The 25,294-nt window shown below is 69.9% G+C and carries 23 protein-coding genes and 1 pseudogene; 10 read left to right on the top strand and 14 right to left on the bottom strand.

Features of this window, described 5'->3' with window-relative positions; all coding sequences use genetic code 11:
* The first annotated feature begins 103 nt into the window (after positions 1-103).
* Both AC07DA_RS13885 and AC07DA_RS13880 read left to right on the top strand, forming a co-directional pair.
* Entirely contained in the window at positions 104-982 is an 879-nt protein-coding gene (locus AC07DA_RS13885; RefSeq protein ID WP_479127846.1) for an RNA polymerase sigma factor SigF, read from the top strand.
* A gap of 268 nt (positions 983-1,250) precedes the next feature.
* Positions 1,251-2,156 carry an RNA polymerase sigma factor SigF gene (locus tag AC07DA_RS13880; RefSeq protein WP_479127693.1) on the top strand — a complete coding sequence of 302 codons (906 nt, stop codon included), beginning with the start codon at positions 1,251-1,253 and terminating at the stop codon, positions 2,154-2,156.
* 280 nt (positions 2,157-2,436) lie between these two features.
* Here the strand turns inward: AC07DA_RS13880 and AC07DA_RS13875 are convergent, their stop codons facing one another.
* Positions 2,437-2,631 (bottom strand): hypothetical protein, encoded by a 195-nt coding sequence (locus AC07DA_RS13875; protein WP_479127691.1) that lies wholly within the window; start codon positions 2,629-2,631, stop codon positions 2,437-2,439.
* A gap of 215 nt (positions 2,632-2,846) precedes the next feature.
* On the opposite strand from AC07DA_RS13875, the gene AC07DA_RS13870 reads away from it, so the two are divergent.
* The 3 genes from AC07DA_RS13870 (at position 2,847) to AC07DA_RS13860 (ending at position 6,795) form a co-directional block, all read left to right on the top strand.
* A complete protein-coding gene (locus AC07DA_RS13870; protein WP_479127689.1) occupies positions 2,847-3,335 on the top strand; it encodes a MarR family winged helix-turn-helix transcriptional regulator in 489 nt (162 codons plus the stop codon).
* Positions 3,336-3,429: 94 nt separating this feature from the next.
* Positions 3,430-5,886, top strand: coding sequence for an MFS transporter (locus tag AC07DA_RS13865; protein ID WP_479127844.1), 2,457 nt, complete (start codon positions 3,430-3,432; stop codon positions 5,884-5,886).
* An 87-nt stretch (positions 5,887-5,973) separates the two neighbouring features.
* The gene (locus AC07DA_RS13860; RefSeq protein WP_479127687.1) at positions 5,974-6,795 is read left to right on the top strand and encodes a YceI family protein; all 822 of its coding nucleotides are present in this window, start codon (positions 5,974-5,976) and stop codon (positions 6,793-6,795) included.
* Here the strand turns inward: AC07DA_RS13860 and AC07DA_RS13855 are convergent.
* Both AC07DA_RS13855 and AC07DA_RS13850 read right to left on the bottom strand, forming a co-directional pair.
* Positions 6,778-7,488 (bottom strand): GAF and ANTAR domain-containing protein, encoded by a 711-nt coding sequence (locus tag AC07DA_RS13855; protein WP_479127685.1) that lies wholly within the window; start codon positions 7,486-7,488, stop codon positions 6,778-6,780. The two genes, AC07DA_RS13860 and AC07DA_RS13855, sit on opposite strands and share 18 nt — an antisense overlap.
* A 59-nt stretch (positions 7,489-7,547) precedes the next feature.
* Positions 7,548-8,270, bottom strand: coding sequence for a GAF and ANTAR domain-containing protein (locus AC07DA_RS13850; RefSeq protein WP_479127683.1), 723 nt, complete (start codon positions 8,268-8,270; stop codon positions 7,548-7,550).
* Positions 8,271-8,485: 215 nt separating this feature from the next.
* On the opposite strand from AC07DA_RS13850, the gene AC07DA_RS13845 reads away from it, so the two are divergent.
* Complete coding sequence (locus tag AC07DA_RS13845) at positions 8,486-8,839, top strand: STAS domain-containing protein (RefSeq protein WP_479127681.1); 354 nt, start codon at positions 8,486-8,488, stop codon at positions 8,837-8,839.
* A gap of 10 nt (positions 8,840-8,849) precedes the next feature.
* Positions 8,850-9,320 (top strand): PPOX class F420-dependent oxidoreductase, encoded by a 471-nt coding sequence (locus AC07DA_RS13840; RefSeq protein ID WP_479127679.1) that lies wholly within the window; start codon positions 8,850-8,852, stop codon positions 9,318-9,320.
* A gap of 12 nt (positions 9,321-9,332) precedes the next feature.
* Here AC07DA_RS13840 and AC07DA_RS13835 read toward each other — a convergent pair whose 3' ends face one another.
* The 8 genes and pseudogenes from AC07DA_RS13835 to AC07DA_RS13800 all read right to left on the bottom strand — a co-directional run bounded on the left by AC07DA_RS13835 (position 9,333) and on the right by AC07DA_RS13800 (position 19,618).
* Positions 9,333-10,091, bottom strand: coding sequence for a TetR/AcrR family transcriptional regulator (locus tag AC07DA_RS13835; RefSeq protein WP_479127677.1), 759 nt, complete (start codon positions 10,089-10,091; stop codon positions 9,333-9,335).
* Positions 10,092-10,225: 134 nt separating this feature from the next.
* A complete protein-coding gene (locus tag AC07DA_RS13830) occupies positions 10,226-11,722 on the bottom strand; it encodes an MFS transporter (RefSeq protein WP_479127675.1) in 1,497 nt (498 codons plus the stop codon).
* Between the two features lie 96 nt (positions 11,723-11,818).
* Positions 11,819-13,960: an ArnT family glycosyltransferase gene (locus AC07DA_RS13825; RefSeq protein WP_479127673.1), complete on the bottom strand. Its 2,142-nt coding sequence runs from the start codon at positions 13,958-13,960 to the stop codon at positions 11,819-11,821.
* The gene (locus AC07DA_RS13820) at positions 13,957-15,336 is read right to left on the bottom strand and encodes a bifunctional glycosyltransferase family 2/GtrA family protein (protein WP_479127671.1); all 1,380 of its coding nucleotides are present in this window, start codon (positions 15,334-15,336) and stop codon (positions 13,957-13,959) included. Before AC07DA_RS13820 ends, AC07DA_RS13825 begins: the two co-directional genes overlap by 4 nt.
* Before the next feature lie 14 nt (positions 15,337-15,350).
* Positions 15,351-16,952: a sensor histidine kinase gene (locus AC07DA_RS13815; protein WP_479127669.1), complete on the bottom strand. Its 1,602-nt coding sequence runs from the start codon at positions 16,950-16,952 to the stop codon at positions 15,351-15,353.
* On the bottom strand, positions 16,949-17,689 hold the full coding sequence (locus AC07DA_RS13810; protein WP_479127667.1) for a response regulator transcription factor: 741 nt from the start codon (positions 17,687-17,689) through the stop codon (positions 16,949-16,951). Before AC07DA_RS13810 ends, AC07DA_RS13815 begins: the two co-directional genes overlap by 4 nt.
* 609 nt (positions 17,690-18,298) lie before the next feature.
* A pseudogene (locus AC07DA_RS13805) lies at positions 18,299-19,170 on the bottom strand (DUF2797 domain-containing protein).
* Positions 19,171-19,216: 46 nt separating this feature from the next.
* The gene (locus AC07DA_RS13800) at positions 19,217-19,618 is read right to left on the bottom strand and encodes an HGxxPAAW family protein (protein ID WP_479127665.1); all 402 of its coding nucleotides are present in this window, start codon (positions 19,616-19,618) and stop codon (positions 19,217-19,219) included.
* A 102-nt stretch (positions 19,619-19,720) separates the two neighbouring features.
* On the opposite strand from AC07DA_RS13800, the gene AC07DA_RS13795 reads away from it, so the two are divergent.
* Entirely contained in the window at positions 19,721-20,197 is a 477-nt protein-coding gene (locus tag AC07DA_RS13795; protein WP_479127663.1) for a MarR family winged helix-turn-helix transcriptional regulator, read from the top strand.
* 247 nt (positions 20,198-20,444) lie between these two features.
* Entirely contained in the window at positions 20,445-21,302 is an 858-nt protein-coding gene (locus AC07DA_RS13790) for a helix-turn-helix domain-containing protein (RefSeq protein WP_479127661.1), read from the top strand.
* Here the strand turns inward: AC07DA_RS13790 and AC07DA_RS13785 are convergent.
* The 3 genes from AC07DA_RS13785 to AC07DA_RS13775 all read right to left on the bottom strand — a co-directional run bounded on the left by AC07DA_RS13785 (position 21,287) and on the right by AC07DA_RS13775 (position 24,778).
* Positions 21,287-21,517: a DUF397 domain-containing protein gene (locus AC07DA_RS13785; RefSeq protein WP_479127659.1), complete on the bottom strand. Its 231-nt coding sequence runs from the start codon at positions 21,515-21,517 to the stop codon at positions 21,287-21,289. The genes AC07DA_RS13790 and AC07DA_RS13785 overlap by 16 nt on opposite strands.
* Before the next feature lie 1,520 nt (positions 21,518-23,037).
* A complete protein-coding gene (locus AC07DA_RS13780; RefSeq protein ID WP_479127657.1) occupies positions 23,038-23,610 on the bottom strand; it encodes a hypothetical protein in 573 nt (190 codons plus the stop codon).
* 61 nt (positions 23,611-23,671) lie between these two features.
* Entirely contained in the window at positions 23,672-24,778 is a 1,107-nt protein-coding gene (locus tag AC07DA_RS13775) for a hypothetical protein (protein WP_479127655.1), read from the bottom strand.
* Between the two features lie 157 nt (positions 24,779-24,935).
* Between AC07DA_RS13775 and AC07DA_RS13770 the strand changes: the two genes are divergently transcribed.
* Positions 24,936-25,294, top strand: a 359-nt coding sequence (locus AC07DA_RS13770) for a zinc-ribbon domain-containing protein (RefSeq protein WP_479127842.1), incomplete at its 3' end; no start/stop codon positions are given.

Genomic DNA, 25,294 nt, shown 5'->3' with positions numbered 1-25,294 from the left:
AGTTATGGGGTGCTTGCACACAGTGCACATGTCTTGTGATGCTATGACCGCTTTTGATGGAAGAGTTGAACGATGAGTTGACGATGACGAGGTGGAGTTGACCGTGCTGGCCAGTACCGCACCTCATCAGGCACCCACCTCCCAGGCCCCGGAACCGCCCGCGGAAACCGCCCCGACGACCCCGACCGCCCCGGTCGCCCCGGCCGCTCCCCAGCGGAGCCGCGGGGCCGACACCCGCGCCCTGACCCAGGTCCTCTTCGCCCAGCTCAAGGAGCTCCAGCCGGGCACGCCGGAGCACGACCGGGTGCGCGGGGCGCTCATCGAGGCCAACCTGCCGCTGGTGCGCTACGCGGCCGCCCGGTTCCGCTCCCGCAACGAGCCGATGGAGGACGTCGTCCAGGTCGGCACCATCGGGCTCATCAACGCCATCGACCGCTTCGACCCGGACCGGGGCGTGCAGTTCCCCACCTTCGCGATGCCGACGGTCGTGGGCGAGATCAAGCGCTACTTCCGCGACAACGTCCGCACGGTCCACGTGCCGCGCCGGCTGCACGAGCTGTGGGTGCAGGTGAACAGCGCGACGGAGGACCTGACGACCGCCTTCGGGCGGACCCCGACGACCGCGGAGATCGCCGAGCGGCTGCGCATCACCGAGGACGAGGTGCTGTCCTGCATCGAGGCCGGGCGGTCGTACCACGCCACGTCCCTGGAGGCCGCGCAGGAGGGGGACGGCCTGCCGGGGCTGCTGGACCGGCTCGGCTACGAGGATCCCGCGCTGGACGGGGTGGAGCACCGGGACCTCGTGCGGCACCTTCTGGTCCAGCTGCCCGAGCGGGAGCAGCGGATCCTGCTGCTGCGGTACTACAGCAACCTCACGCAGTCCCAGATCAGTGCGGAACTCGGCGTCTCACAGATGCACGTCTCGCGGCTACTCGCGCGTAGCTTCCAGCGGTTGCGGTCTGCGAACCGGATCGACGCGTAACCGCAAACGCGAGCGAGAGGTCACCGGGGGGAGGGAATCGCTCATCAGGGCCGTTGCCGACAGTTGAGAGCCGAAAAGTCGTCAGACCCCTTGTTTGCAGGGCGGATTCGCGTCTCAGATGTCGACATGTCACTACAGCGTGTTGCCGACATGTGACATTCTGCGTGAAGCGCGTTTGCCGGAGCTTCGGCTCCGGTATTCAGGTGAAGGCTGCGTTCCTCAGACGGGGGCGTTCGCCGCGACCGTCCCGCGACCCAAAGGGGGTGGCATGTCCGCAGAACAGGGCAGCTCGAAGGTGCTCACGCTCGCGGAGAGCGACACAGCTCCCCATGCTCTCGACTCACTCGGCCCCATCGACGACGTTCCGGCCGAGCTCGCGACCGAGCCCGCGCCGGTGCTGCCGGCCACGGGGGCCATCGACACCCGCACCCTGTCCCGCTCCCTGTTCCTGCGGCTGGCCGCGCTCGACGAGGACAGCCCCGAGCGTGCGTACGTCCGTGACACGCTGATCGAGCTCAACCTGCCGCTGGTGCGGTACGCGGCCGCGCGCTTCCGGTCGCGCAACGAGCCGATGGAGGACATCGTCCAGGTCGGCACGATCGGGCTGATCAAGGCGATCGACCGGTTCGACTGCGAACGGGGCGTGGAGTTCCCGACGTTCGCGATGCCGACGGTGGTCGGGGAGATCAAGCGGTTCTTCCGGGACACGTCCTGGTCGGTGCGGGTGCCGCGGCGGCTTCAGGAGCTGCGGCTGGCGCTGACCAAGGCCAGCGACGAGCTCTCGCAGAAGCTGGACCGGTCGCCGACGGTCACCGAACTGGCCACGGTGCTCGGGGTGTCCGAGGAGGACGTGGTCGACGGGCTGGCGGTGGGGAACGCGTACACGGCGTCCTCGCTGGACTCGCCGGCGCCGGAGGAAGACGGCGGCGAGGGGTCGCTGGCGGACCGGCTGGGGTACGAGGACACCGCGCTGGAGGGCGTGGAGTACCGGGAGTCCCTGAAGCCGCTGCTGGCCAAGCTGCCGCCGCGGGAACGGCGGATCATCATGCTGCGGTTCTTCGCGAACATGACGCAGTCGCAGATCGGCGAGGAGGTCGGCATCTCGCAGATGCACGTCTCGCGGCTGCTGACGCGGACGCTGGCGCAGCTGCGGGAAGGTCTGATCTCGGACTGAGAACGGACCGAGGACGGTTGCCGGTTGCCCGTGGCGCGGTGTCTTCGCCTTCCCGCCGGTGGTGGGTCGGGGCCGCGCCGGGGGTGTCCGTCCTCGGAACGGCGCGATCGACCCCTTCACCGACTGACTGGCGTCGACGCGCCAACCGCTGCGGGCGGACACCCCCGACACGGCCCCTTGCGCCGTCCGGCGGGTGCGGGCGCGTCTCGCCCCAGGGACGGCAAGCGCCGGGTCGCGCGCCCACCCGGCACCGTCGCCGGGTGCCCGAGAACCCGCCGTACTACCCCAGCGCCAGCCAGGCGACCGCCGCGACGATCGCCACCGCGACGACCACGCCGAGGACGAGGCCGATGCGCGGGCCGCCGCCCGAGGCCGCGGCCTGGCGCCCCTGCGGCGCCTCGTCGACGAACGCGCGGAACATCTGGGTGCTGCCGGCCGGGTCGTGATTGCCCTGGGGGGCCTGGTTGTTAGCCATGGCCCGAGACCCTAGCGAAAACGGCGGGGCTCCCCAAGTGGGGGTTGGCCTTCCGTTTGTCCCCGTGCGACCGGGAGCTCCGGGCTCGCCACCTGCACATTTACTCCCGCAATACTTGCCTTTGCCAACTTTTTGGTCCCCCATCCCCTCTTTTATTTGCCTTCAGCAACCAACCACTCCTATGGTTGCCCTAAGCAACGAAAGCGGGAGGTGTCATGGCCGGGAGGGCGCAGTACGAGGAGCTGGTCCGCCAGTTCAGTGCCTTCGGTGCCGTGAAGCGGGAGCTCGGCCGGATGCTGCCCGCCGAATGCCCCGGCGGGTCGGCGGCCGTGCTGACCCTGCTGGGCCGCCACGGCGACATGCGCATGAGCAAGCTCGCCGAGCTGCTCGCGGTGGACATGTCGGTCACCAGCCGCCATGTCGCGCACGTCGTGGACCGGGGCTGGATCGAACGCTCCCCCGACCCCGCCGACAAGCGCTCACGCATCCTGCGCCTCACCCCCGCGGGCCACGCCCAGCTCGACGAGCTGTCCAGGCGGACCACGGAGGTCCTGGCCGAGCGGCTGAGCGACTGGACCGACGAGGAGGTCGGCCGGCTCACGGACCTGATGGCGCGACTGCGGGAGAGCTTCGACTGCCGGCCCGCGGCCCGGTCGGCACCGCCCGCTTTCGAACGGACCACCCGTACACCCGCGAGCACGTAAGAAAAGGAAGCCCATGGCAACGACCACACCAGCCGGTGTGCGGGCTCATGCCAAGCACGGGGGAGGCTCCCACGGCTCCTCCGGCGACGCTCCGATGACGCACCGGCAGATCATGGAGGCCCTCACCGGCCTGCTGCTCGGCATGTTCGTCGCGATCCTGTCGTCGACGATCGTCTCCAACGCCCTGCCCCGGATCATCGGGGACCTCGGCGGCGGCCAGAGCGCCTACACCTGGGTCGTGACCGCGTCCCTGCTGACGATGACCGCGTCCACCCCGCTGTGGGGCAAGCTCGCCGACCTGTTCTCCAAGAAGCTGCTGATCCAGCTCGCGCTGGTGATCTTCGTGCTGGGTTCGGCGGCGGCCGGCATGTCCCAGAACCCGGGGACGCTCATCACCTTCCGCGCCGTCCAGGGCATCGGCATGGGCGGTCTGTCCGCGCTGGCCCAGATCATCATGGCGGCGATGATCTCCCCGCGTGAGCGCGGGCGGTACAACGGCTACCTCGGTGCCGTCTTCGCCACGGCGATGGTCGGCGGCCCGCTGGTCGGCGGTGTCATCACCGACACCGACTGGCTGGGCTGGCGCTGGTGCTTCTACGTGGGCGTGCCCTTCGCCGTGATCGCCCTGATCGTGCTGCAGAAGACCCTGCACCTGCCCGTGGTGAAGCGGAAGGTCAGGGTCGACTGGGCCGGCGCCTTCTTCATCACCGCGGCCGTCTGCCTGCTGCTCATCTGGGTCACCTTCGCCGGTGACAAGTACGACTGGATCTCGTGGCAGACGTACGCGATGGTCGGCGGTTCGCTGGTGCTGCTGGCGGTCTTCGTCCTCGTCGAGGCGAAGGCGAGCGAGCCGATCATCCCGCTGCGGCTGTTCCGCAACCGCACCATCACGCTGGCGTCGCTGGCCTCGCTGTTCGTCGGTGTCGCGATGTTCGCCGGGACCGTCTTCTTCAGCCAGTACTTCCAGCTGGCGCGGGACAAGTCCCCGACGATGTCCGGCGTCATGACGATCCCGATGATCGCGGGCCTGTTCGTCTCCTCCACCGTCTCCGGCCAGATCATCACCCGGACCGGCCGCTGGAAGGGCTGGCTGCTCGCCGGCGGTGTGCTGGTGACCGCGGGCCTGGGGCTGCTGGGCACGATCCGGTACGACACCGAGTACTGGCACATAGCGCTCTTCATGGCGCTGCTGGGCCTGGGCATCGGCATGATGATGCAGAACCTGGTGCTCTGCACGCAGAACCAGGTGGAGCCGGGTGATCTCGGCGCCGCGAGCTCCACGGTGACCTTCTTCCGGTCCCTGGGCGGTGCCGTGGGCGTCTCGGCGCTGGGCGCCGTGCTCGGCAACAAGATCACCGACTACGTGAAGGACGGCCTCGCGGACCTCGGTTCCCAGGGCGCGGCACTCGGCCACGCCGGCACGGGCGGGGGCGGCATCCCCGACCTCGACACGATGCCCGCGCCGATCCGCACCGTCGTGGAGAGCGCCTACGGCCACGGTGTCGCGGACGTGTTCCTCTACTCGGCCCCGCTGGCGCTGCTCGCGCTGCTGGTGTCGCTGTTCATCAAGGAGGTCCCCTTGAAGACCAAGGGCGGGCTCGCGCAGGCCGCGGCCGCCGAGACCGGCGCGCAGGCTCCCGCGGAGGCGGCGGCCGGGGCGCCCGCCGGGAAGACCGCGCCGAGCTGGGCCGTCGCGGACACCGGGGCCGCCGCCGGCACCGGGCCCGAGGGCACGCAGCGGCTCGCCGCGGTCGCCACGGCGGCCCGGGCCGAGGAGCCGGCGTCCGGCGGCGGTGTGCCGGTCCGCGGTTTCGTCCGCGGCGCCGAGTCAGCGCCCGTGCCGCAGGCCGCCGTCACGCTGATCTCGCTGGCCGGGCGCCAGCTGGGCCGGTCCGTGGCGCAGGCCGACGGCTCCTACGCGGTCGACGCGCCGGGCGCGGGGTCGTACGTGCTGATCGCCTCGGCCGACGGCTACCAGCCGCAGGCGTCGACGATCGTCGTCCACGGCGAGCCGCTCGCCTACGACATCCTGCTCAGCGGCACCAGCGGGCTGACCGGCCTGGTGCGGGCCGCCGAGAGCGGGCAGCCGGTGCGGGACGCCATGGTCATCGTGACCGACGTGCGCGGCGACCTGCTGGCCACTCAGGCCACGGGCGAGCAGGGCGAGTTCTCCTTCGCCGAGCTGGTGCCGGGGGCGGTGACCGTCGCGGTGAACGCCGCCGGGTACCGGCCGCGCGCCCTGCCGGTCGAGGTCGGCGGCACCGGGGTCACCCGGGTCGAGATCGACCTGGACGCGGGCGCCCGTGTCCAGGGTGTCGTCCGCGCCCCGCACGGCCCGCTGGCCGACGCCCGGGTGACGCTGGTCGACCAGGCGGGCAACGTCGTCGGCTCGGCCACGACCGGGGCGGACGGGGCGTACGCCTTCACCGACCTGGACGGCGGCGAGTACACCGTCATCGCCACGGGCTACCCGCCGGTGGCCACCGCGCTGACGGTGACCGGCCGCGGCACCGACGGCCACGACATCGAACTCGCCCACCCGGGCGAGTAGTACGGACCCCGGCCCGTGGCGGGCGGGCGCGCCCCGAGCGGAGGTGCGCCCCCTGTCACGGGCCGGTTTCTCGAGGAGTTACGTGAGATGGGACTGACCGCGAGGATCCGTACCCGGGACGGATGGGCCGTGTCGCACGCGGTCGTCACGGTGGCGGACATGACCGGCGCGCAGGTGCTGCGGGCCGAGGCCGACGCGGAGGGCGCCGTACGGGACGCCGCGCCGCTGCGGCCGGGGGCGTACACGGTGATCGTCACGGCCGTCGGGTACGCGCCCGCGGCGTCGAGTGTGATCGTCACGGCGAGCGGGCGGGCCGAGGTCGGCACGGTGACGCTGGCGCGCCAGGGCGGCACCGAACTGCCGCCGCCCGGCCCGTGGACGATCGACCCGGTGCACTCCAGCGTGGCCGCCGTGGCCCAGCACCTGGGCATCTCCAGCGTGCACGGCCGGTTCACGGAGTTCTCCGGCGCGATCGAGATCGCCCCGGACGACGTCACCAAGTCGCGCGTGGAGGCGGTGATCCGGGCCGCGTCGATCGACACCGGCAACGGCATGCGCGACGGGCACCTGAAGTCGCCGGACTTCCTGGACGCCGAGCGGTTCCCGGAGATCACCTTCCGGTCCACGGGGCTGACGGCGACCGGGCCGGACCGGTGGACCGTCCACGGGGAGCTGGGCATGCACGGGGTCGTCCGGCCGGTCGACCTGGACCTGGCCTACCTGGGCACCGGCCCGGACCCGTGGGGCGGCACCCGGGCGGCGTTCCGCGCCACGACCGAGCTGCGGCGCGAGGACTTCGCGATGAACTACAACCAGGTCCTCCAGGCGGGCATCGCCGCCATCGGCACCACCCTCAAGGTGGAGCTGGACGTCCAGGCCGTGCAGGGAGCGTCACTGCCCGCGGCGTGAGGAGGGGTCGCGCGGCTGGGAGACTCTCGCCACCAACTGGCCGCACAAATCCCGGAGTTTGACGTTCCGGTCCTGCGAGACCCGGCGCAGCCGCTCCAGGGCCTGGCGGGCGTCGATGCGCTCGCGGGCCATGAGGATGCCGACCGCCTGGTCGATGACGCTGCGCGAGAGCAGCGCGGTGCGCACGTCGGCCGCCGACTGGCGGCGGCGCTCGATGTGCAGGGACACGTTGACCGCGTCCCCCGCCCGGGCCGTGAAGGCCCGGGCCGCGTCCCGGCCGGCGTCCAGCGCCCCGGCCCGCACGCCGTAGAAGTTGAAGGCGGCGCCCGTCTCGCCCTCGACGGCCACCGGCACCGCCAGCAGGCAGCGCACGCCCAGGGACAGCGCGTACGGCGTGTACGACGGCCAGCGCGTCTCCTCGGCCAGGTCCGGGACGTACTGCTCGACGCCGGTCTCCGCGGCGTCGACGCAGGGACCCGAGCCGTTCTCGTACTGCCGCAGGTCCAGGCCGCTGGGCAGGCCGTCGCTGCCGGCCAGCGTGAGCAGCCGGCCCGCGCGGCGCACCGTGATGCTGCAGGCGGCCGCGCCGGGCACCTCCTGCACCGCGCGGTCGGTCAGGTCGCGCAGCAGGGTGTCGAGACCACTGCTGCGCACCATCGCCTGGTCCAGCGTGTCGGACGTCTCGGAGTTCATGACCGTACGGGTATCCCGTCGGCCCGCGAACACGCCCCCCGAGCCGTCCCGTCCCGCCGTCAGGCGGTGTTGTGGGTGCCGACGATGCGGCGGGCCAGGTCGCGCAGTTTGACGTTCTCCCGCTGGGAGGCCCGCACCAGGCTCTCGAAGGCCGCGGCCGCGTCGATGCCCTGACGCTCCATGAGGATGCCGGTGGCCTGGCCGATCAGGTCCCGGGTGTGCATGGCCTCGGTGAGCTGCTCGCGCACGGTGGCGGAGTCGAGGGCGATGCTGACGTGCGCGGTGAACAGCCGGCCGATGCGCGTGGCGTCCTCGTCGAAGACGCCGGGCTTGCGGGCGTACGCCGTGAGCACGGTCAGCCGGCGCTTGTCGGCCCGCAGCCGCAGCGACAGCGCCGAGCGCAGTCCCAGCGCCGACAGGACGTCCCAGCCGTCGTCCGTCTCGCTGTCCGTTATCCGCGCCACGGGGCTGTGCCACAGCTGTTCCCAGTGCCCGTGCTGTTCGCGGCCGGTGTGCCGGGACTCGGCGGAGCGGACGACCTCGTCGGTCCAGGCGAGTGTGCGGAGCTTGTCCCCGCGTTCGATCACGGAGATGCCGGCGTGCTCGGCCCCCGGCATGAGGTGGACGGCCAGCCGGACCGCCGTGCGCAGCGTGCTGTGCGGGGTGGAGGTCTCGTGCAGTTGCTGAGAAGCCACCGTCAGTGCTTCGGCCAGCTCGAAGCCGACCGGAAAACGGGGCAAATCAGGAAACTCGGACGCAGCCACCACGAACCTCTTCGGCATGCACGGCCATGGCCGTGCGCAGGAGAGCTCCGCAGCACATTCCCGACTGCGAGCACAGGACGGACAGCACTCTAACTGTTCGGTTGCCTCGAAGTGACGCCCGGCCGACGGCCGGGCCTGGGCGCTTCCGTGGCCACCCCCCGGCGTGGTGGAATGGCGGCGGGTCAGGAAGCGGCCTTACCGGAAACCGGACGAACGTCTGCCAGGTGAGTGCCGTGACCTTCTTCACGAATCCCACAGAACCACGCGACCTGCCCGGCCGCGTCCACCTCACCCTGCCCGCCGAGATCGACTTCTGCAACGCCTCGGAGCTGCTCCCGCTCGTCATGTCCGCGGCCGAGGCCCGAGGCGACCGGCTGGAGGTGCTCGTCCTGGACCTCACGTCGACCTCCTTCATGGACTCCCAGGGCATCCGCCTGATCAACGACATACGCGAGGGCCTGCGTCCCGGGGCCCGGGTCCGGCTGGTGGCCCGGCCCGACGGGGTCGCGAGCCGCGTCCTGGAGCTGACCGGCATGCGCCGGGACGTGCCCGTGTACGACAACCTCCCGGAGGCACTGGCGTCGTAGGCTGCCGGGCATGGCACCGAACATCGCGACGAACACCCGTGTCTCCCTGGACGAGTTGCTCGACTTCGTACGGCCCCGCCACCACGCGGTCCTGCTGACCCGGCGGTTCGACGGCGGCCCCCAGGGATCCCCGCTGACCTGCGGGGTGGACGACTCCGGCCGGATCGTGGTCTCCACGTACCCGGAGCGTGCCAAGACCCGCAACGCCAAGCGGGACCCGCGGGTCAGCGTCATCGTCCTCAGCGACGACTGGAACGGCCCGTGGGTGCAGATCGACGGCACGGCGGAGGTCCTCGACTCGCCCGACTCCGTCGAGCCGCTCGTGGAGTACTACCGGAACATCGCCGGGGAGCACCCCGACTGGGACGAGTACCGCGCGGCCATGGTCAGGCAGGGCAAGTCGATCATCCGGATCACACCGGAGCGGTGGGGGCCGGTGGCGACGGGCGGCTTCCCGGCGCGGCTGGTGGAGGGGGAGTAGCCGGGCGCGAGGTCAGCCCCGGGCGACCATCGCCTCGATGCCCGCGATCAGCAGCTCCAGGGCGAACTCGAAGTCGCGCTCCAGCATCTCGGCGACCGTGTCGCCACCGCGCGCCGCCATGATCTCCTGGGACTCCTTGATGACGTCGGCGGCCTGCGGGGCGGTCGAGACCGTGCTGAGGGCCTGCTGGAAGTACTCGTCCACGGTCATGCCGCCGGCCGCGGCCCGGGTGGCCAGGTGGCCCTCCAGCGTGCCGTAGCCGTAGACGAACTGGAAGACGGCCGAGATCGTGCTGGTCAGGCGCCGCGCGGGCATCCCGGTCCCGCGGACCACGCGCTGCACCACCCGCGAGAACGCCAGGTTGTTGGGGCCGATGTTGAGGAAGGCCCCCACCAGCGCCGACACCCAGGGGTGCCGCACCAGCAGCGTCCGGTACTCCCGCGCCAGCGCCCGCATCTGCTCGCGCCAGTCCTCGCCCGAGTCCGGGTCGGGCAGCCGCATCTCGCCCATGACCGCGTCCAGGGCGAGTTCGAGCAGGTCGTCCTTGGTGTCGACGTACCAGTAGACGGACATCGCGGTGACGTTCAGCTCACCGGCCAGCCGCCGCATGGAGAACCCGGCCAGGCCCTCGGCGTCCAGCAGCCGGACGGTCACCTCGATGATGCGCTCCCGGTCCAGCCCCGAGGGCTGTCCGCCGCCGCGCCTGCGGTGCGCCTTGCCCTCCAGCCAGACGCTGGTTCGCGGCTGATCCCGCCGGGCCGCTTTCGCCATGGCGCACCTTTCTCGGTCCTCGAACGCCGCTCATGCTAGACGCGCCGTCTGCCGTCGGCGGCGGGGCCGTGTCGCGGTGCGGCTCTGCCGTGGGGGCCGGCCGCGGCGACCCCGTACCCGCACGGCCCGGTCACCTAAGCGGACTCTGCCCGCTCGGCCCGCCGGAGCAACGCCGCCGCGACCAGTCCGCCGGCGAGCACGGCGACGGCTCCGACCAGCTGACTGGTCTCCAGGCCGGAGGCGAACGCGTCGGAGATGCGCGCCTTCTCCTCGGCCGTGCCGGCCGCGGCCAGCGCCGCGGGCAGCGAGGCGGCGGAGACGGCGACCAGGGAGGCGAACCGGGAGTTGAGCACGGCCCCGAGGACGGCGACGCCGAGGCCGTTGCCGAACTCCGCGAGCGTGCCGTTGATGCCCGCTCCCACGCCCGCCTTCTCCGGCGGTATCGCCCCCATGATCGCGTTGGCCATCGCGGGCATCGACAGGGCCACCCCGGCGCCCATCACGACCAGGCCGAGCAGCATGCCGCCGTAGCCGTGCCCGCCGAGCAGCGCGATCGCCGCGAGCCCCGCGGACACCAGGGTCATGCCGAGCGCGATCGCCGCGGGGGTCCCGGCCTTCAGCACGAGCTTCGCCCCGATCCCGGTGAAGTTGAGGGCGACCACGGTCAGCGCCAGCGGTGCCGTCCGCAGCCCGGCGTCCAGCGGCTCGTAGCCGAGCACGAACTGCAGGTGCTGGGTGAGCAGGAACAGCGACCCGGTCATGCCGAACGCCACGAGGATGGCGCCCGCGACCGCGCCGACGAACTTCTGGTTGCGGAAGAAGTGCATGTCGAGCATGGGCTGCTCGGTGCGCAGTTCCCACAGCACGAACAGGCCGAGGACGAGCACGCCGACGAGGGCGGAGACCAGCACCTGCCCGGAGCTCCAGCCGTGTTCCGGACCGGTGATGATCGCGTACACCACGGCCGTCATGCCGATGGTGGACAGCACCGCGCCCAGCAGGTCGGGCCGGTCACCGGCCTTGTGCCTGGACTCCGGGACCAGCGCGGCCACCGCCACCAGGCCGAGCACCGCGACCGGGATGTTGATCAGGAAGATCGCGCCCCACCAGAAGTGGTTCAGCATCACACCGCCGATCAGCGGCCCGGCCGCGAAGCCGAGCGAACTGACCGTCGACCACAGCGCGATGGCCTTCACCCGCTCCTGGTCGTCGAAGATCTGCACGACGACCGCCAGGGTCGTGGTCATCAGCAGCGCACCGCCGACGCCCATGCCCGCACGGGCCGCGATCAGCTGGGCCGGGCTCTGGGACAGACCGGCCGCGAGCGAGCCCATGCCGAAGATCACCAGGCCCGACATCAGCATCAGCTTGCGGCCGTAGCGGTCGGCGGAGTTGCCCGCGGTCAGCAGCAGGCCGGACTGGACCAGCGAGTACGCGTTCATCATCCACTGGACGTCCGCGGTCGTGGCGTCCATCTCACGGGTGAGCGAGGGGATCGCCACGTTCAGGATCGTGTTGTCGAGCAGCACGGTGAGCTGCGCGAGGCAGATGACACCGAGGATGAGCCAGCGTTGGGGGTGCCCGGCGGGCGCCGTCCGCGGCGCGGTGGTTTCTTGGGGGGACGTCGTCATGTTCTACACCGTAGAACAGCTCCTATACGGCGTACAACGGAGTTCGGCGGGGGGCGGTGGCCGAGAGCCACCGCCCCCCGCCGGACCGTTCACTGGTCAGCCGCCGGCCTCCTGCGTGAGGTCGTAGAGGGTGGCCGAACCGGCCGTGACCTTCTCGAAGTTGGCCTCGACCCAGGCGGTGATCTGCGCGGACGTGCCGTCGCCGCGGCCGCCCATGCCGCCGCCCGTACCGGAGGCGACGAAGTAGTGGATCCTGCCCTCCGCCACGTACTCCTTGAACCGGGCCAGTGTCGGGGAGGGGTCGGTGCCGTTGAAGCCGCCGACGGCCATCACCGGCTCTCCGGTGGACAGCTGGTAACTCGCCGCGTTCTGGGCACCGATGGCCGCAGCCGCCCAGGTGTAGCGGTCGGCGTCCGCCTCCAGCAGCTTCCTGGCCTCGGAGCCGACGCCGGCGCCGTTGAGGAGGCCGCCCATGCCGCCGCCACCGCCCGTGCCGCCCATCCGGCCGCCGTCACCCTTCTGCTGGTTCTGGTTCTGGTTCTGGCCTTGGCCCGGCATGCCACCGCCGGGGAGGCCCGGGCCGCCCTGCTGGTTCCGGCCCTGCTGGTTCCGGCTCCCGCCCGGGAAGCCACCGCCCGGGCCCGCGCCGCCGGGGGCGCCGCCGTCCGGGCCGCCGCGGCCGCCCGCCACCGACGGGCCCGCCGTGACGATGGAGCCGGTGTGACCCTCGTTCAGCGTGGTGAGCGTGTACGCCGCCGGTCCGGCGAGCGCGGCGACGAGGCCCAGCCCGGCCGCACCCAGCGCGAGCCGGCGCCCGAGCCGCCCGGCGAAGACCAGGCCGAGGGCCGCCGTGAGACCGCCGGCCAGGACCAGCCACTTCAGCCAGGGCAGGTAGCCCGGGGAACGGCCGAGCAGGACGTACCCCCAGGCCGCGGTCGCCGCCGTCGCGGCGGCCAGGGTCAGGGACGCCCACACCTCGGCCCGCCTCTCCCAGAGCAGCGCCGCGCCCATGCCGGTCAGCGGGGCGATGTAGGGGGCGAGGGCCACCGTGTAGTACTCGTGGAAGATGCCCTGCATGTAGCTGAAGACCAGCAGGGTGGTGAGCAGCGCGCCGCCCCACACCAGGAACGCGCCGCGGGTCACCGACGTGCGCCCGGCCCAGCGGGTGGCCACCAGCCCGGCGACGAGCAGGATCAGCGCGGCCGGGATCAGCCAGGAGATCTGGCCGCCGACGGCGGAGCCGAACAGCCGGTCCCAGCCGGTCTCGCCCCAGGCGCCGCCACCGCCGCCCCCGCCGCCTCCGACGCTGCCGGTCTCGTCGCCGTTGAGGCGGCCCAGGCCGTTGTAGCCGAAGGTCAGCTCCAGGAAGCTGTTGTTCTGCGAGCCACCGATGTACGGGCGGGAGGAGGCGGGCCAGAGTTCGGCGATCGCCACCCACCAGCCGCCCGAGACGACGATCGCGGCCAGGGCGGCGGCGAGCTGCCCGATCCGCTTCCGCACCGTGACCGGGGCGCAGACGCCGTACACGAGGGCGAGCGGCGGGAGGATCAGGAAGGCCTGGAGGGTCTTGGCGAGGAAGGCGGCGCCGATCGCGGCACCGGCCCACAGCAGCCACCTGGTGCGGCCGTCCTCCAGGGCGCGGATGACGAGGTGGCAGGCCAGGGCCATCAGCAGCGCCAGCATCGCGTCGGGGTTGTTGAAGCGGAACATCAGCGCCGCGACGGGCGTGAGGGCGAGCACCGCGCCCGCGATCAGGCCGGCCGCGGGGCCGAACCGGCGGCGCGCGGCGGCGTACACGACGGCCACCGTGCCGACGCCCATCAGGACCTCCGGGACGAGGATCGCCCAGGAGCTGAGCCCGAACAGCCGCACGGACAGGGCCATGGGCCACAGCGCGGCCGGGGGCTTGTCGACGGTGATGGCGTTCGCCGCGTCCAGCGAGCCGAAGAAGAACGCCTTCCAGGACTGGCTGCCCGCCTGCACCGCCGCCGAGTAGAAGGAGTTGGCGTATCCGGAGGCGCTCAGGTTCCACAGGTAGAGAGCGGTGGTCACCAGCAGCAGGGCGAGGAAGGCCGGGCGGGCCCAGCGGGGGTCCTCGGGGCGGCCGCGCCACAGCCGCCGCGGCAGCGACCGCCCGGGCTCGCCGGCCTGTGGGGCGGCCGGGGGCGCGGGCGTTCGTGACCCGGTCCCCGGTGGTGTGGCTCCGGCGTCGGCCCGCCGGTCGTAGTGGACGGTCATCGCAGGTCCCTCGCATCGGTGTCGTGGGGGCGCACCGGCAGCGGCCGCACGGTGGTCTCCCGCCAGGAGTCCGCGACGTCACCGGCGCGGAACGGAGTGGTGTCGTACGGCGGGGCGGCCACCGGCGGGCCGCCCTCGCGCCGGTCGGGGAAGACCCAGGCCCGGAAGAGCAGGAAGCGCAGCACGGTCGCCGCGAGGTTGGCGGCGATGAGGACCGCCAGCTCGGTGGAGTGGGCCGGCTCGGCGGTGGCCGCTCCCAGCGCGGCGAGCGAGCCGCTGGTCAGGGCGAGTCCGATGCCGAAGACGACCAGGCCCTGCGCCTGGTGCCGTACGGCCCCGCCGCGCCCGCGCACCCCGAAGGTGAGCCGCCGGTTGGCCGCGGTGTTGGCGACCGCGGAGACCAGCAGGGCGAGCGCGTTGGCCGCCTGCGAGCCGGTGAAGGACCGGAAGCCGCTGTAGAGGAGCAGGTAGCAGAGGGTGGACAGGCCGCCGACCACGCAGAACCCGACGAGCTGGCGGGCCAGCCCCTTCGGTACGTCCTCGATCTCGCGGTCGCGCGGGTCGTCGCCGAACGGTCGGGTGAGCCGGTCCAGCGGCAGCGACCCGGTGGCCAGCGCCCGGCCCACCCGCCACACGCCCTTGAGGTCGTCGGTCGCGGTCTTCACGAGCTGCACGGTCGAGTCGGGGTCGTCGACCCAGTCGACCGGGACCTCGTGGATGCGCAGCCCGGCCCGCTCGGCGAGCACCAGCATCTCGGTGTCGAAGAACCAGCCGGTGTCCTCGACCAGCGGCAGCAGCGCCTGCGCCACCTCGCGGCGGATGGCCTTGAACCCGCACTGGGCGTCGGAGAAGCGGGCCTGCAGGGAGCCGCGCAGGATGAGGTTGTAGGCCCGGCTGACGAACTCCCGCTTGGGGCCGCGCACCACGCGCGAGCTGGGGGCGAGCCGGGAGCCGATCGCGAGGTCCGAATGACCGGAGATCAGTGGCGCCACCAGCGGGAGCAGGGCGTTGAGGTCGGTGGACAGGTCCACGTCCATGTAGGCGAGGACCGGGGCGTCCGAGCCCGACCAGACGGTGCGCAGGGCCCGGCCGCGGCCCTTCTGCTCCAGCCGGCGCACGGTCACCTGGGGGATCCGCGCCGCCAGCCGCGCGGCCACCCGCGGGGTGGTGTCCGTGGAGGCATTGTCCGCGATCGTGATGCGGAACGCGTACGGGAACGTGCGGGAGAGGTGCTCGTGCAGTCGGCGCACGCACGGCTGGAGGTCCTTCTCCTCGTTGTAGACGGGGACCACTACGTCCAGGACAGGCGTACCGGCTGGTGCGGCCGGGAGGTGCTCCCGCGCCGGCAGGGTGCCGGGAGAAGAGTCGGTTCGCATGGCACCGACTGTCGTCAGGCGCCCTGTCGCGCCCGTGTGGTGAGGCTGTGGCGTGCCTGTGAGTGCTCCCGCCCGTCCCTGTCCGGCCGCGGCCCGGGCGGCAGCGCGGGCAGGCGCACCGTGAACACGGTCCGCCCGGGCACGCTGTCGACGGTCACGGCACCGCCGTGGGCGGTCGCCACGGCCTGCACGATGGCGAGGCCCAGACCGGTCGAGCCGGTGGCGCGGGAACGCGCGGAGTCGCCGCGCGCGAACCGTTCGAAGACGTGCGGCAGCAACTTGCCCGGGATGCCCGGCCCGTCGTCCGCCACGTCCACGCACAGCCAGGGCCCGCGCCGCTGGACGCGCGCGGTGACGGTGGTGCCGGGCGGGGTGTGGGTGCGGGCGTTGCCCAGCAGGTTGACCAGGACCTGCTGGAGCCGGGCCGCGTCCGCCGACACGAGCGCGGGCTCGTCGGGCAGGTCGAGCCGCCAGAGGTGGTCCTGGCCGGCCGCCCGGGCGTCGCTGACGGTGTCGACGACCAGCGGGACGAGGTCGGTCCGCTCGAACCGCAGCGGCCGCCCGGCGTCCAGCCGGGCGAGCAGCAGCAGGTCCTCGACGAGCAGGGTCATCCGCCCGGCCTCGGACTCGATCCGGCCCAGCGCGTGCCGGGTGTCGGGGCCGACCTGTTCGCGTCCGCGCCGGGTGAGTTCGGCGTAGCCGCGGATGGAGGCCAGGGGGGTGCGCAGTTCGTGGCTGGCGTCGGCGACGAACTGCCGCACCCGCGTCTCGCTCTGCTGGCGGGCGTGCAGCGCCCCGTGGACGTGGTCGAGCATCCGGTTGAGCGCGGCACCGACCTGCCCGACCTCGGTGCGGGGGTCGGTCTCGGAGTCGGGGACGCGCTCGCTGAGGTTCACCTCGCCGGTGTGCAAGGGGAGTTCGGAGACGCGGGTGGCGGTGGCGGCGACGCGGCGCAGAGGGCGGGTGGCGACGCCGACCAGCACGGAACCGGCCAGCCCGGCGGCGGCCAGCCCGGCTGCCGTGACGCTGATCTCCACCAGGACGAGGGTGTTGATGGTGCCGGTGACGCCGGTGGTGGGGACGGCGACGTAGTAGCTGCCCTTGTCACCCGACTTGTACTCGACCCGGTACTCGCCGAGGCCCGGCAGGTCGACGGTCTCGATCGTCCCGTCGACCCGGGGAACGGAGGCGAGCGCGGCGGCCTGAGCGGCCGTGAGCGGCTTGGCGGTCACGTGGAAGGTGTCCTCGGACTCGCCGTGTGCGGAGTCCACGATCTTCCCGTCGCGGATCTCGGCGGCGACCGTGCCGCTCGGCTGCGGACCCTTGGTGACGAACTCGGTGAGGCTGATCCGCTTCGGCTGTGCGGGTGCGTCGTCCCGGCCCGGCTCCTTCGGCGGGCTCAGCGCGGCCCGGGCGGCGACCTCGTTGAGCTGCCCGTTCAGCTGCTCGTACAGGTGCGACCGCAGGGCGAGGGTCGTCACGGTCCCGATCACCGCGCACACCACGGCGATCAGCGCCACGGACGCGACGACGAGCCGGGTGCGCAGCGTGCGCGGTGTGCCCGCCCGTTTCCCCAGGGCCCGCTGCTGCGTACGCGGCCGTCGCCGGCCGCTCATGACGCCGCGGGCTTGATCAGGTAACCGGCGCCGCGCCGGGTGTGGATCATCGGTTCCCGCCCGGCGTCGATCTTCCGGCGCAGATAGGAGATGTACAGCTCGACCACGTTGGCCTGGCCGCCGAAGTCGTACGACCACACGCGGTCGAGGATCTGCGCCTTGCTGAGCACGCGCCGCGGGTTGCGCATCAGGAACCGCAGCAGCTCGAACTCGGTCGCGGTCAGGTGGATGTTCTCCCCGGCCCGGGTCACCTCGTGGCTGTCCTCGTCGAGGGTGAGGTCGCCGACGACCAGCGTGGAGTCGGACCGCCGGTCGGCGGCGCCGGAGCGGCGGATCAGCCCGCGCAGCCGCGCGACGACCTCCTCCAGGCTGAACGGCTTGGTGACGTAGTCGTCCCCGCCTGCCGTGAGCCCGGCGCTGCGGTCCTCGACCGCGTCCTTGGCGGTGAGGAACAGCACCGGCACGTTTGGCAGTTCGCGGCGCAGCCGGCCGAGCACGGACAGTCCGTCCATGTCCGGCAGCATCATGTCGAGGACGACGGCGTCGGGACGGAAGTCACGCGCGGTCTGGATCGCGCCCGTGCCGTCGCCGGCACTGCGGATCTGCCATCCCTCGTAGCGCAGGGCCATGGACAGCAGCTCGGTGATCGACATCTCGTCGTCCACCACCAGCACGCGGACGGGGCTCCCGTCCGGCCTCAGCAGTTCGGTGCGCCCCTGGGGCGAGGTCGTGGTCATGTGAACACGATGTCGAGGCCCGCTGAGAGGGCTCTTTCCACAGGCTGTGATTTGTCTGAGAAACCCACAGGCACTTCCCAGGAAACGCCTGGGAAGACGACCCGGCCCGGGCCGTCCGGGGCGCGGGGGCCGGTTGCGGGGGCCGGGTTGGCGGGGGCCGGGTTGGCGGGGCCCGGGTTGCGGAGGCCACGTTGGCGGGGCCCGGGTTGCGGAGGCCACGTTGGCGGGGCCCGGGTTGGCGGGGCCCGGGTTGCGGAGGCCACGTTGGCGGGGCCCGGGTTGGAGGAGCCCGGGTTGGAGGAGCCCGGGTCACATCGCGTAGGTCGCGTCGCCCGGGTCGGCGGAACCCGGGCCGACGGAGCCGGGCGGGCGGGACCCGGCCTGCGCCACCCGGGTCGGCTGAGCCCGGCCGCATGGCCCGGGTCGGCGGAGCCCGACCGCATGGCCCGGGTCGGCGGAGCTCGGCAGCGTGGCCCGGGTCGGCGGAACCCGGGTCGCGTCACCCGGGTCGGCTGAGCCCGGCCGCATGGCCCGGGTCGGCGGAGTAGCTCGCGTCACCCGGGTCGGCGGAGCCCGGCCCGCTTCACCCGGGCCGGGTGCCCGCGCGCGTCAGAACAGCCCGTCCTGCACGCTCGCCGACGCCCTGAACTCCCGTACCGGCACGGTCAGTCCGCCGTCCGGTGCGGGCACCAGCTCCCAGCCGGTCATCAGGCGCGTGTCGAGCACGACGACGCCGCCCCCGGTCGACAGATGGAGATCGGGCCCGGCGGCGGCGACCAGCTCCCCGCCGACCACGCCCCCGGCGGCCAGCCCGGCCACCTCCCCGACGGCCGCGGGGACGTTCGCGAGCCCGAACACGCCGACGTGGTCGACCACGTCCAGCGGCTCGCGCTCCAGCGACTCCGGCCACCCGGCGAGCGCGACGGCCCGCGCGTGCAGCCCGGTGATCTCACGGGCCCGGTCGGCCGCCGCCCGCGGCAGCCGGGCGCGCACGGCCCGCTTGTCCGCGTAGGGGATCCGGTCCGGCACCCGCAGCGCGGCCCGCAGCAGCTCCTCCGTACGCCGCGCGGCCATGAGCGGCCCGGCGCCCAGCCAGCTGAAGCAGACGGCTCCCTGCTCCAGCAGCCGGGCCGGGCCGCGCTCCACGGCGGTGATCCCGACCTTGACCAGGCCGGGCCCGAACCACGCCAGGTACACGTGGTACGGCCGCGGGTCGTCCGCGAGGGTGTCCGCCGCCACGGAGTGCGCCCGGTCCAGCCGCGCGCACTCCTCACACCGCGCCCCCGTACTGCGCGCCGGTACGACCGCTCCCACGGGGCACGCGTGCCCCCGGGCCCCCGCACACCCGCGCACTGCCCCTTCCGCGACTCCGAAGGCCACGCGCCTCCCACGGGCGAGCGCGCTGCGCCGCCCCCGTCCCACACCAGCTCGGGCCCCGCCCCGGACCACCGCAGCCCCGAGCACTTCCATGTGCGTGCCATCACCGACGAGAGTAGAGGGGACCACTGACAAGGACGTCGGACCGCCTCAGCGGACGGAGTCCGCTCCGAGGGCGGTCGCCTTCTCCCGCTCTCCCTCCCGCTGCGCGGGCATGGACGGTTCCGGCGTGCGGCCGGCCCGCTCGCCGCTCCGCCGGCGTCCGGCCAGCCGGCATCCCAGGCAGTCGGCATGCCCGCCGGGCGCCGCGGAATCCCGCACCCGCCACCCCCACTCGGCCCGGGGCCGGGCCCCCGGCCCCTTGCCCCATCCCGCGAGATGGAGCGCCCAGGTGACGAGCAGGCTCACAGCGCCGATGCCGAGGCCTGCGCCGATCAACGGGCCGGAGACCGTGCAGACCCCCGCTCCCACGACGGCGGCGCCGACGCTCGCGATGCCGAAGCCGACCCAGCCCGCGACGGTGTGCCCGTGGTCATACTGATGTGCGCTCACGTACTTCCCCTAGGCCACGGGGCCCGCGCGGGGAACACCCGCAGCCCCTTACTTACTAAGACTTTTATCACCCAAACATCTCACGAACTAAGGGAAATGGGAATGCAAGCCAAGCCGCGCCCGGCCGCCACGCCGGAGCAGGCGCTGTCGGCGATGGACCACCTCATCGCGACCCACCTGGTCGGACAGCACGAGATCGCCCAGCAGGTGGGCCTGAGCGTGACGGACCTCACGTGCTTCGCGTACGTCATCCAGGCCGGGGACGACCTCCCCACCGCCGGAGACCTGGCGGCCCGCGTCCACGTCACCACGGGCGCGGTCACCGGCATCCTCAACCGCCTGGAGCGCGCCGGCTACATCGCCCGCCGCCCCGACCCGGACGACCGCCGCCGGATCCGCGTGGCGGCCCGGCCCGACGCCGTCGCCCGCGTCCGCGAGGTCTACGAGCCGTACTACGCCCGCCTCATGGAACTCTTCGCGGACTACTCCCCGGCCGAGATCGCGGTCCTCACCGACTGGTTCAACCGCGCGAGCACCCTGGCGGCGGACTACATGGAGGAGCACCGCCGCGGGGACTGAAACCACTGGGATCATCAGCCCCAATTAACACGCCACATTAATCGATCACATCTCCGACCTCCTCGATCTCGCGTACGATTTTTTATCTCCTATCTCGTGAATCTCTCCTGAGTTCGCTATGCAGCGAAGCGGCGGGTCGCATAGTGACAGGTAGCAAAAATCCGCGTAGCCTTGCGGCACTGGTCGCTATGCATACTGCCAGTCCGCTTGGCTTCGGTTTGACCGGTGGCACTAAGAGGAGCCCTTCATGCCCGATGCCGATCCCATGTTCTACCGTCAGGTTCTGGGCACGCAGCTTCAGGAAGCACGTAAAAAAGCGGGACATTCGCAGCCGGATGTGGCACGAGAGACAGGATGGTCCCTGTCGAAGGTCATGCGTCTCGAGTCAGGTCGGGTAAAAATCTCCATGACCGACCTGAAGGCGTTGATCAGCTTCTACAATCTCCCGCCCGACAGCGCAGAAAAATTGCGTCGCGCAGCAGAGGAAGCGCGTCGGCAACCGTGGTGGTACGAATACCGGCTTCTGCTGTCTGAGGGGTTTCAGTCATACCTCGGCTACGAGGCATCGGCTTCCGTGATTCGCAACTTCGAGGCCCTCTTCGTCCCCGGGCTGCTTCAGACCGAACTGTACGCGCGCACCCTTCTGCAGCAGTCGGTGGTCCCGGAGAAGGAAGAGTTGCTGGACCTTCGCATGAAGCGTCAGGAACGCATGTTGGGGGAGGCAGCTACGACCGAACTGCGTTTCCTGATCGATGAGGCCGCCCTCCGACGAGTCGTAGGTGACCCCGAACTGATGGAGGCTCAGATCCGTCATCTCGAGAGGGTCAGCGAGATGGACCGGATCAGCATTGGAGTGGTGCCCTTTGCCAGCGGCCTGTACCCGCTGCTGCGTTCGCCCTACGTGATTTTCGAGTTCGCGAAGCCCGACCAAGAGCGCGTTGTCTATCTCGAGAACCCAGACGGCAGCGTCATCCTGAACAACAAAGCGAACGTAGGAGTCCAGCGCAGCGTAGAAGACTACCTGGAGGCCTTTTGGGAAGTTGAGAACAGCTATGCTCAGCCCGTCAAGGAATGGCGAGAGAGCAACGCTCAGCTCGCCGCATAATGGCGAGAAAGTGCATCCAAAAAAGTCGTCCACGCCGATGGGCCGACAACCATAAGGGGTCCGTCGCATAACTTCGAGTCCCTGATCAGAACGTGACGTCCCAACGAGACCTCGACGCAATTATCACCCGCTGGTCCGCTGGCAGAACTTTTCCGCCACACCGGTATCGGGTCCGCAAAGGTCACAGCTCCCCCAATCCTGTACTGCAGCAACATGGCACAGTCAGGGCTCCGGCGCCAGTATGACGGTACAAGTCATGACTGCCAAGGATGCCAATGCGGCAGGGCAGGGTCAGAAAATGGGTGAGGTCATGAACGGATGACCAAGTGCAGAGCGTCAAGCAAGAATTCAAGGCCGATTTCGGCCAAACATGAAGAGCTTTTCACAGCGGTAGGGGGAGTCCTCGGTCTGCCAGCAAGCATTGCCCGAGTACTCCCCCAGCGCGAAGCATCCTCGTCCATCGACTCAACCAGGAAGCCTCATGGCAGATAGTAACGCGCGTCGCGTCACCTACCAGCCCCGCCCTCACCGGTATCTCAGTGGACGGCCCGTCCTAGGCGGGGCCTACCAGCCAGGCAAGAGTCACCAGCTGTCACAGACCATACGTAGCGGGGGAGGCATAGGGTGACTCAGCCTCCGTCTCTCCCCAGTGATGGTTCACAGCAGCGGGCCCTACTGATCATTATCGCCGTACTGTTCGGCCTGCTCATCGGTCTCATAGTCGGCGTGGTGGCAGTCGTGCTCCGAGCGACAATCCTGGACGCGGTGAAATGGGCCGGGGGCACGTTCATCGCCGTCACCATGCTGCTGCTGAAGATCCGCGAACTCATGCGGTGATCACATCCGGTCCCCGCAGACGCATTGGGCGATGGCAATACCGTCGGCTCGGCGACTAGCTGGTCGTGCTCACTGCGCCGAGGTCCTGCGGATCGCTCTGCAAGATCTCTGTTCCGCTCCTCACCACCGGGAGTACACGTCTCGCCCGTCCCTCAAGGCGTGCCGCCGCCCGAGGATGTTGATGCCACATCAGGCAGCTGGCCTGCCTGCGAGCCAGCGCCCAGACGAAGCCACTCAGTCCGTACCGGAACCGGAGAGGCATCGGGCCACTGAGCGCGGCTCTGTGGCCTCTCTGGTGTCACCCGCTGACGTCAGAGGCCCCGTCCGGGTAACCGGCGGGGCCTCTGACCTGTGTGCACTCGGCAGGATTCGAACCTGCAACCTTCTGATCCGTAGGATCGGGCAGGGCGTCGTGCCCACTGCCGACAGCCTCAGATCCCGATCGCCCAGGTTGGCGATCGCGTGCGAGCGTGTGCCGTCGTTGCCGTCAGAACTGCCGTCAGATTGCAGCTTCGCCATCGCCGAGTGTCCGCCCGCCCCGTTCCGGTCCCAGCAAGCCACTCCTGCCAACCCCACCTGAGTGGCAGTAGGCCCAACCGAACGGAAGCCCTTGAAGACCACCTTCTCTGCTACTCAAGGCGGCTCGCTCGGCTCACCGCATCCGGCCCGGCCGGCGCCCGTGCCGCGCACAGTAATCCACCGCCTGCCCCAGAGAAGCGGTACGCCGTGGCGCGACAATCAGCTCTACAATTCTGGGCAGTCGCTGCAAGCCGAGCCCCTCAGATTCTGGCCCCGACTTCGCGCTTTACTGGGCAGCCCCACAAGCCCGACGCGGCAAAACTTGTGGGCCAAGAGTACTCACAGCGAAGCAACTCCCGCCCGAAGCCGCTGCATCGACCTATTCTGCACGTACTTCGTCGAGCGGCGAGCGACCCTCGACGTGCGCAACATACCTCTCACCATTACCGTCTGCACGAATGTCGATTCGGTAGATGTCCTCGGATCCCACACGAATGAACAGATCAATCAAGCTGTCGAGTGTAATTTTATAGAGAGTCTTCCGGCGCTTGTGATCGGAACAGACATAAATGCCATCCAGCATTCCAGAATCTTCAGTAACGGAAAAATGCCAGACGTAGCTATGAATTATCTGATTGCACAGGTGAGGGAATGAAAGGGTATCTGCCGCACCACGTTCGAGATCATACAGCTCATAGAACTCGTAACGGTTGTATACGTCCGGCACCTCTCCAACTAGCGAGAAGCGCTCGACCGGAAAGTTACGCGCAGCAAGTCTATCGGAGACTTTACGGGACTCGTTCAGTCGCCGAACAATGAAGGCACCAAGTGCTATGTCTCGCTCGACCAGGTAAGTGGTTCGCTCAGTCCACCGCTTTTGAACTTTTCGCTTCTCAAGCCGCTCTGCGATTCGAAGAAGGTCCTCACGCCATGGCGTCGAGTCGCCGATCATCAATCTCCCTCCAGTTCATTGTGTGTCCGAATGGCATCTGCCGCGATCGCTCTCCATTTAATTAAGCTGAAAAATCTCGGAAAGCGTGACGGATACTATCGAGAATCGCGGTGATCCCAGACCAGTCTTCCTCCGGTTGAGTGCTCCCCCGAGCTATGGCGCCATCCAGCTTCTTTCGGAAAGATTTCTGAAGACGGCTTTTATCAAGAAGTTCACCCTGGTAGGCGTTCTGTCTCTTTACGTAACCCGTCCACTGCACCGGTGTCAGTCCACCCGCAGGATCTTTCAAGACATCCTGACCGAAGTACAGCTCCAAGGCGCCCGCTTTACCGTTGACGTCAGAGATTCCGTGCCCGGTGGGGCCGATCGTCGGGTATTTTCTGCCCAAATCGATGTCAGGGTATTGAATCACCCTGAAAGTCTTGGGAAGTGTGGCGTTCATGGCAACCAGTACATCCGAGGCGGCCGTATCATTATCAAAAATAGCGATCACTCTGTTTGCGACCCCTGAGGCTGCGAATGACTTTACGGATCGCGCAAGGGCGCTAGCCCCTCCTTCAGCTCCAACCCCAAAATCCATGAACTTCAGAAAGTCAACAAGGTGTGGATATATCAATGAGAGCGCCGCACTCAAAAAGCTAGCATCGGTCGATCCCTCTGTCAGTACGATCACGGGGAAGGTTGCGACATTTGCCCCCCTATTCTTCTCCATCTCAAGCTCGCAGAGCCGAGGATCGGGTGACACGAAGCCGCGACCTACCACGTCTGCAAGATTCCAGACCACGGGCACGTCTTCTTCGTGCATTTCAATTACGGCCCGAATTGTGTAGCGAATATCGACCGACGAATCGATCCAGTCGGCATCTGCACCAAAATCACACCATCCGGTTCGCCGCACTGACTCTTTGCCGTCTTCCAGCCAGGAGTGGAAATCGAACTCGTCTGGACGGTATTCCTCTGGAGTCTCCATGTATCCGTGCCTGAAGGCAGCGGCCGTCGCATTGATGTCGATACCAAGGAGCTCCAACCGATCCTTCATCTGGTGGGATGAAATCGTGAAGTAATCAAGGTCGCCGTTTTCGTCGCAGCGGGCGTCACACTCACGAAAAATCGATGCCGCTTCAGGGTTATAGCCCTCGCGAAAGGATTGGAACCATGTTTCCCCCACGACAAAGAATGAATGTGCAGCCAATTTTCCCCCGTTCTATCCTGCTTTTCTCTGCGTACTCGCGAAACAGCCCCGACGCAGCCGGGTCACAGGGAAGCTGCTTACGTCTTCCTCGACCTCTGAACCATGCCAGTGCAGCAGGCGGTAGCTCTGTAGTATGAACCTCGTCCTGTACCGGGGGGAAGACGTGGCCACACGCCGCTTGTTGCGCGATACGCACCCTGCTGTCTTCGCAGAGATCAGCGCCGTGGAGCCGGCAGCGGTTGATCGAGATAGCCTCACTACCGGCAGCGGCCGGACAGTGCTTTGGACCTGCAGCACATGCGGCCATCAATGGCGCGGCCGAGTAGTTGATCGGACTAAAGCGGGCGGTCGCGGCTGCTCCCAGTGTCGGCGGGCGGCATCGCAAGCGGCTTGGCAGATGCCGCCTCCTGGCGCGTCACTACAAGACCGCTTCCCAGAGATCGCGGCCGAGCTCACTGCAATTGACGGCCACCCAGGACACACCGCATCTGA

It is taken from the genome of Streptomyces sp. NPDC044921, from assembly GCF_056432865.1.
The sequence above is the reverse complement of the archived record's forward strand: the minus strand, read 5'-3'. Positions and strand labels throughout refer to the sequence as shown.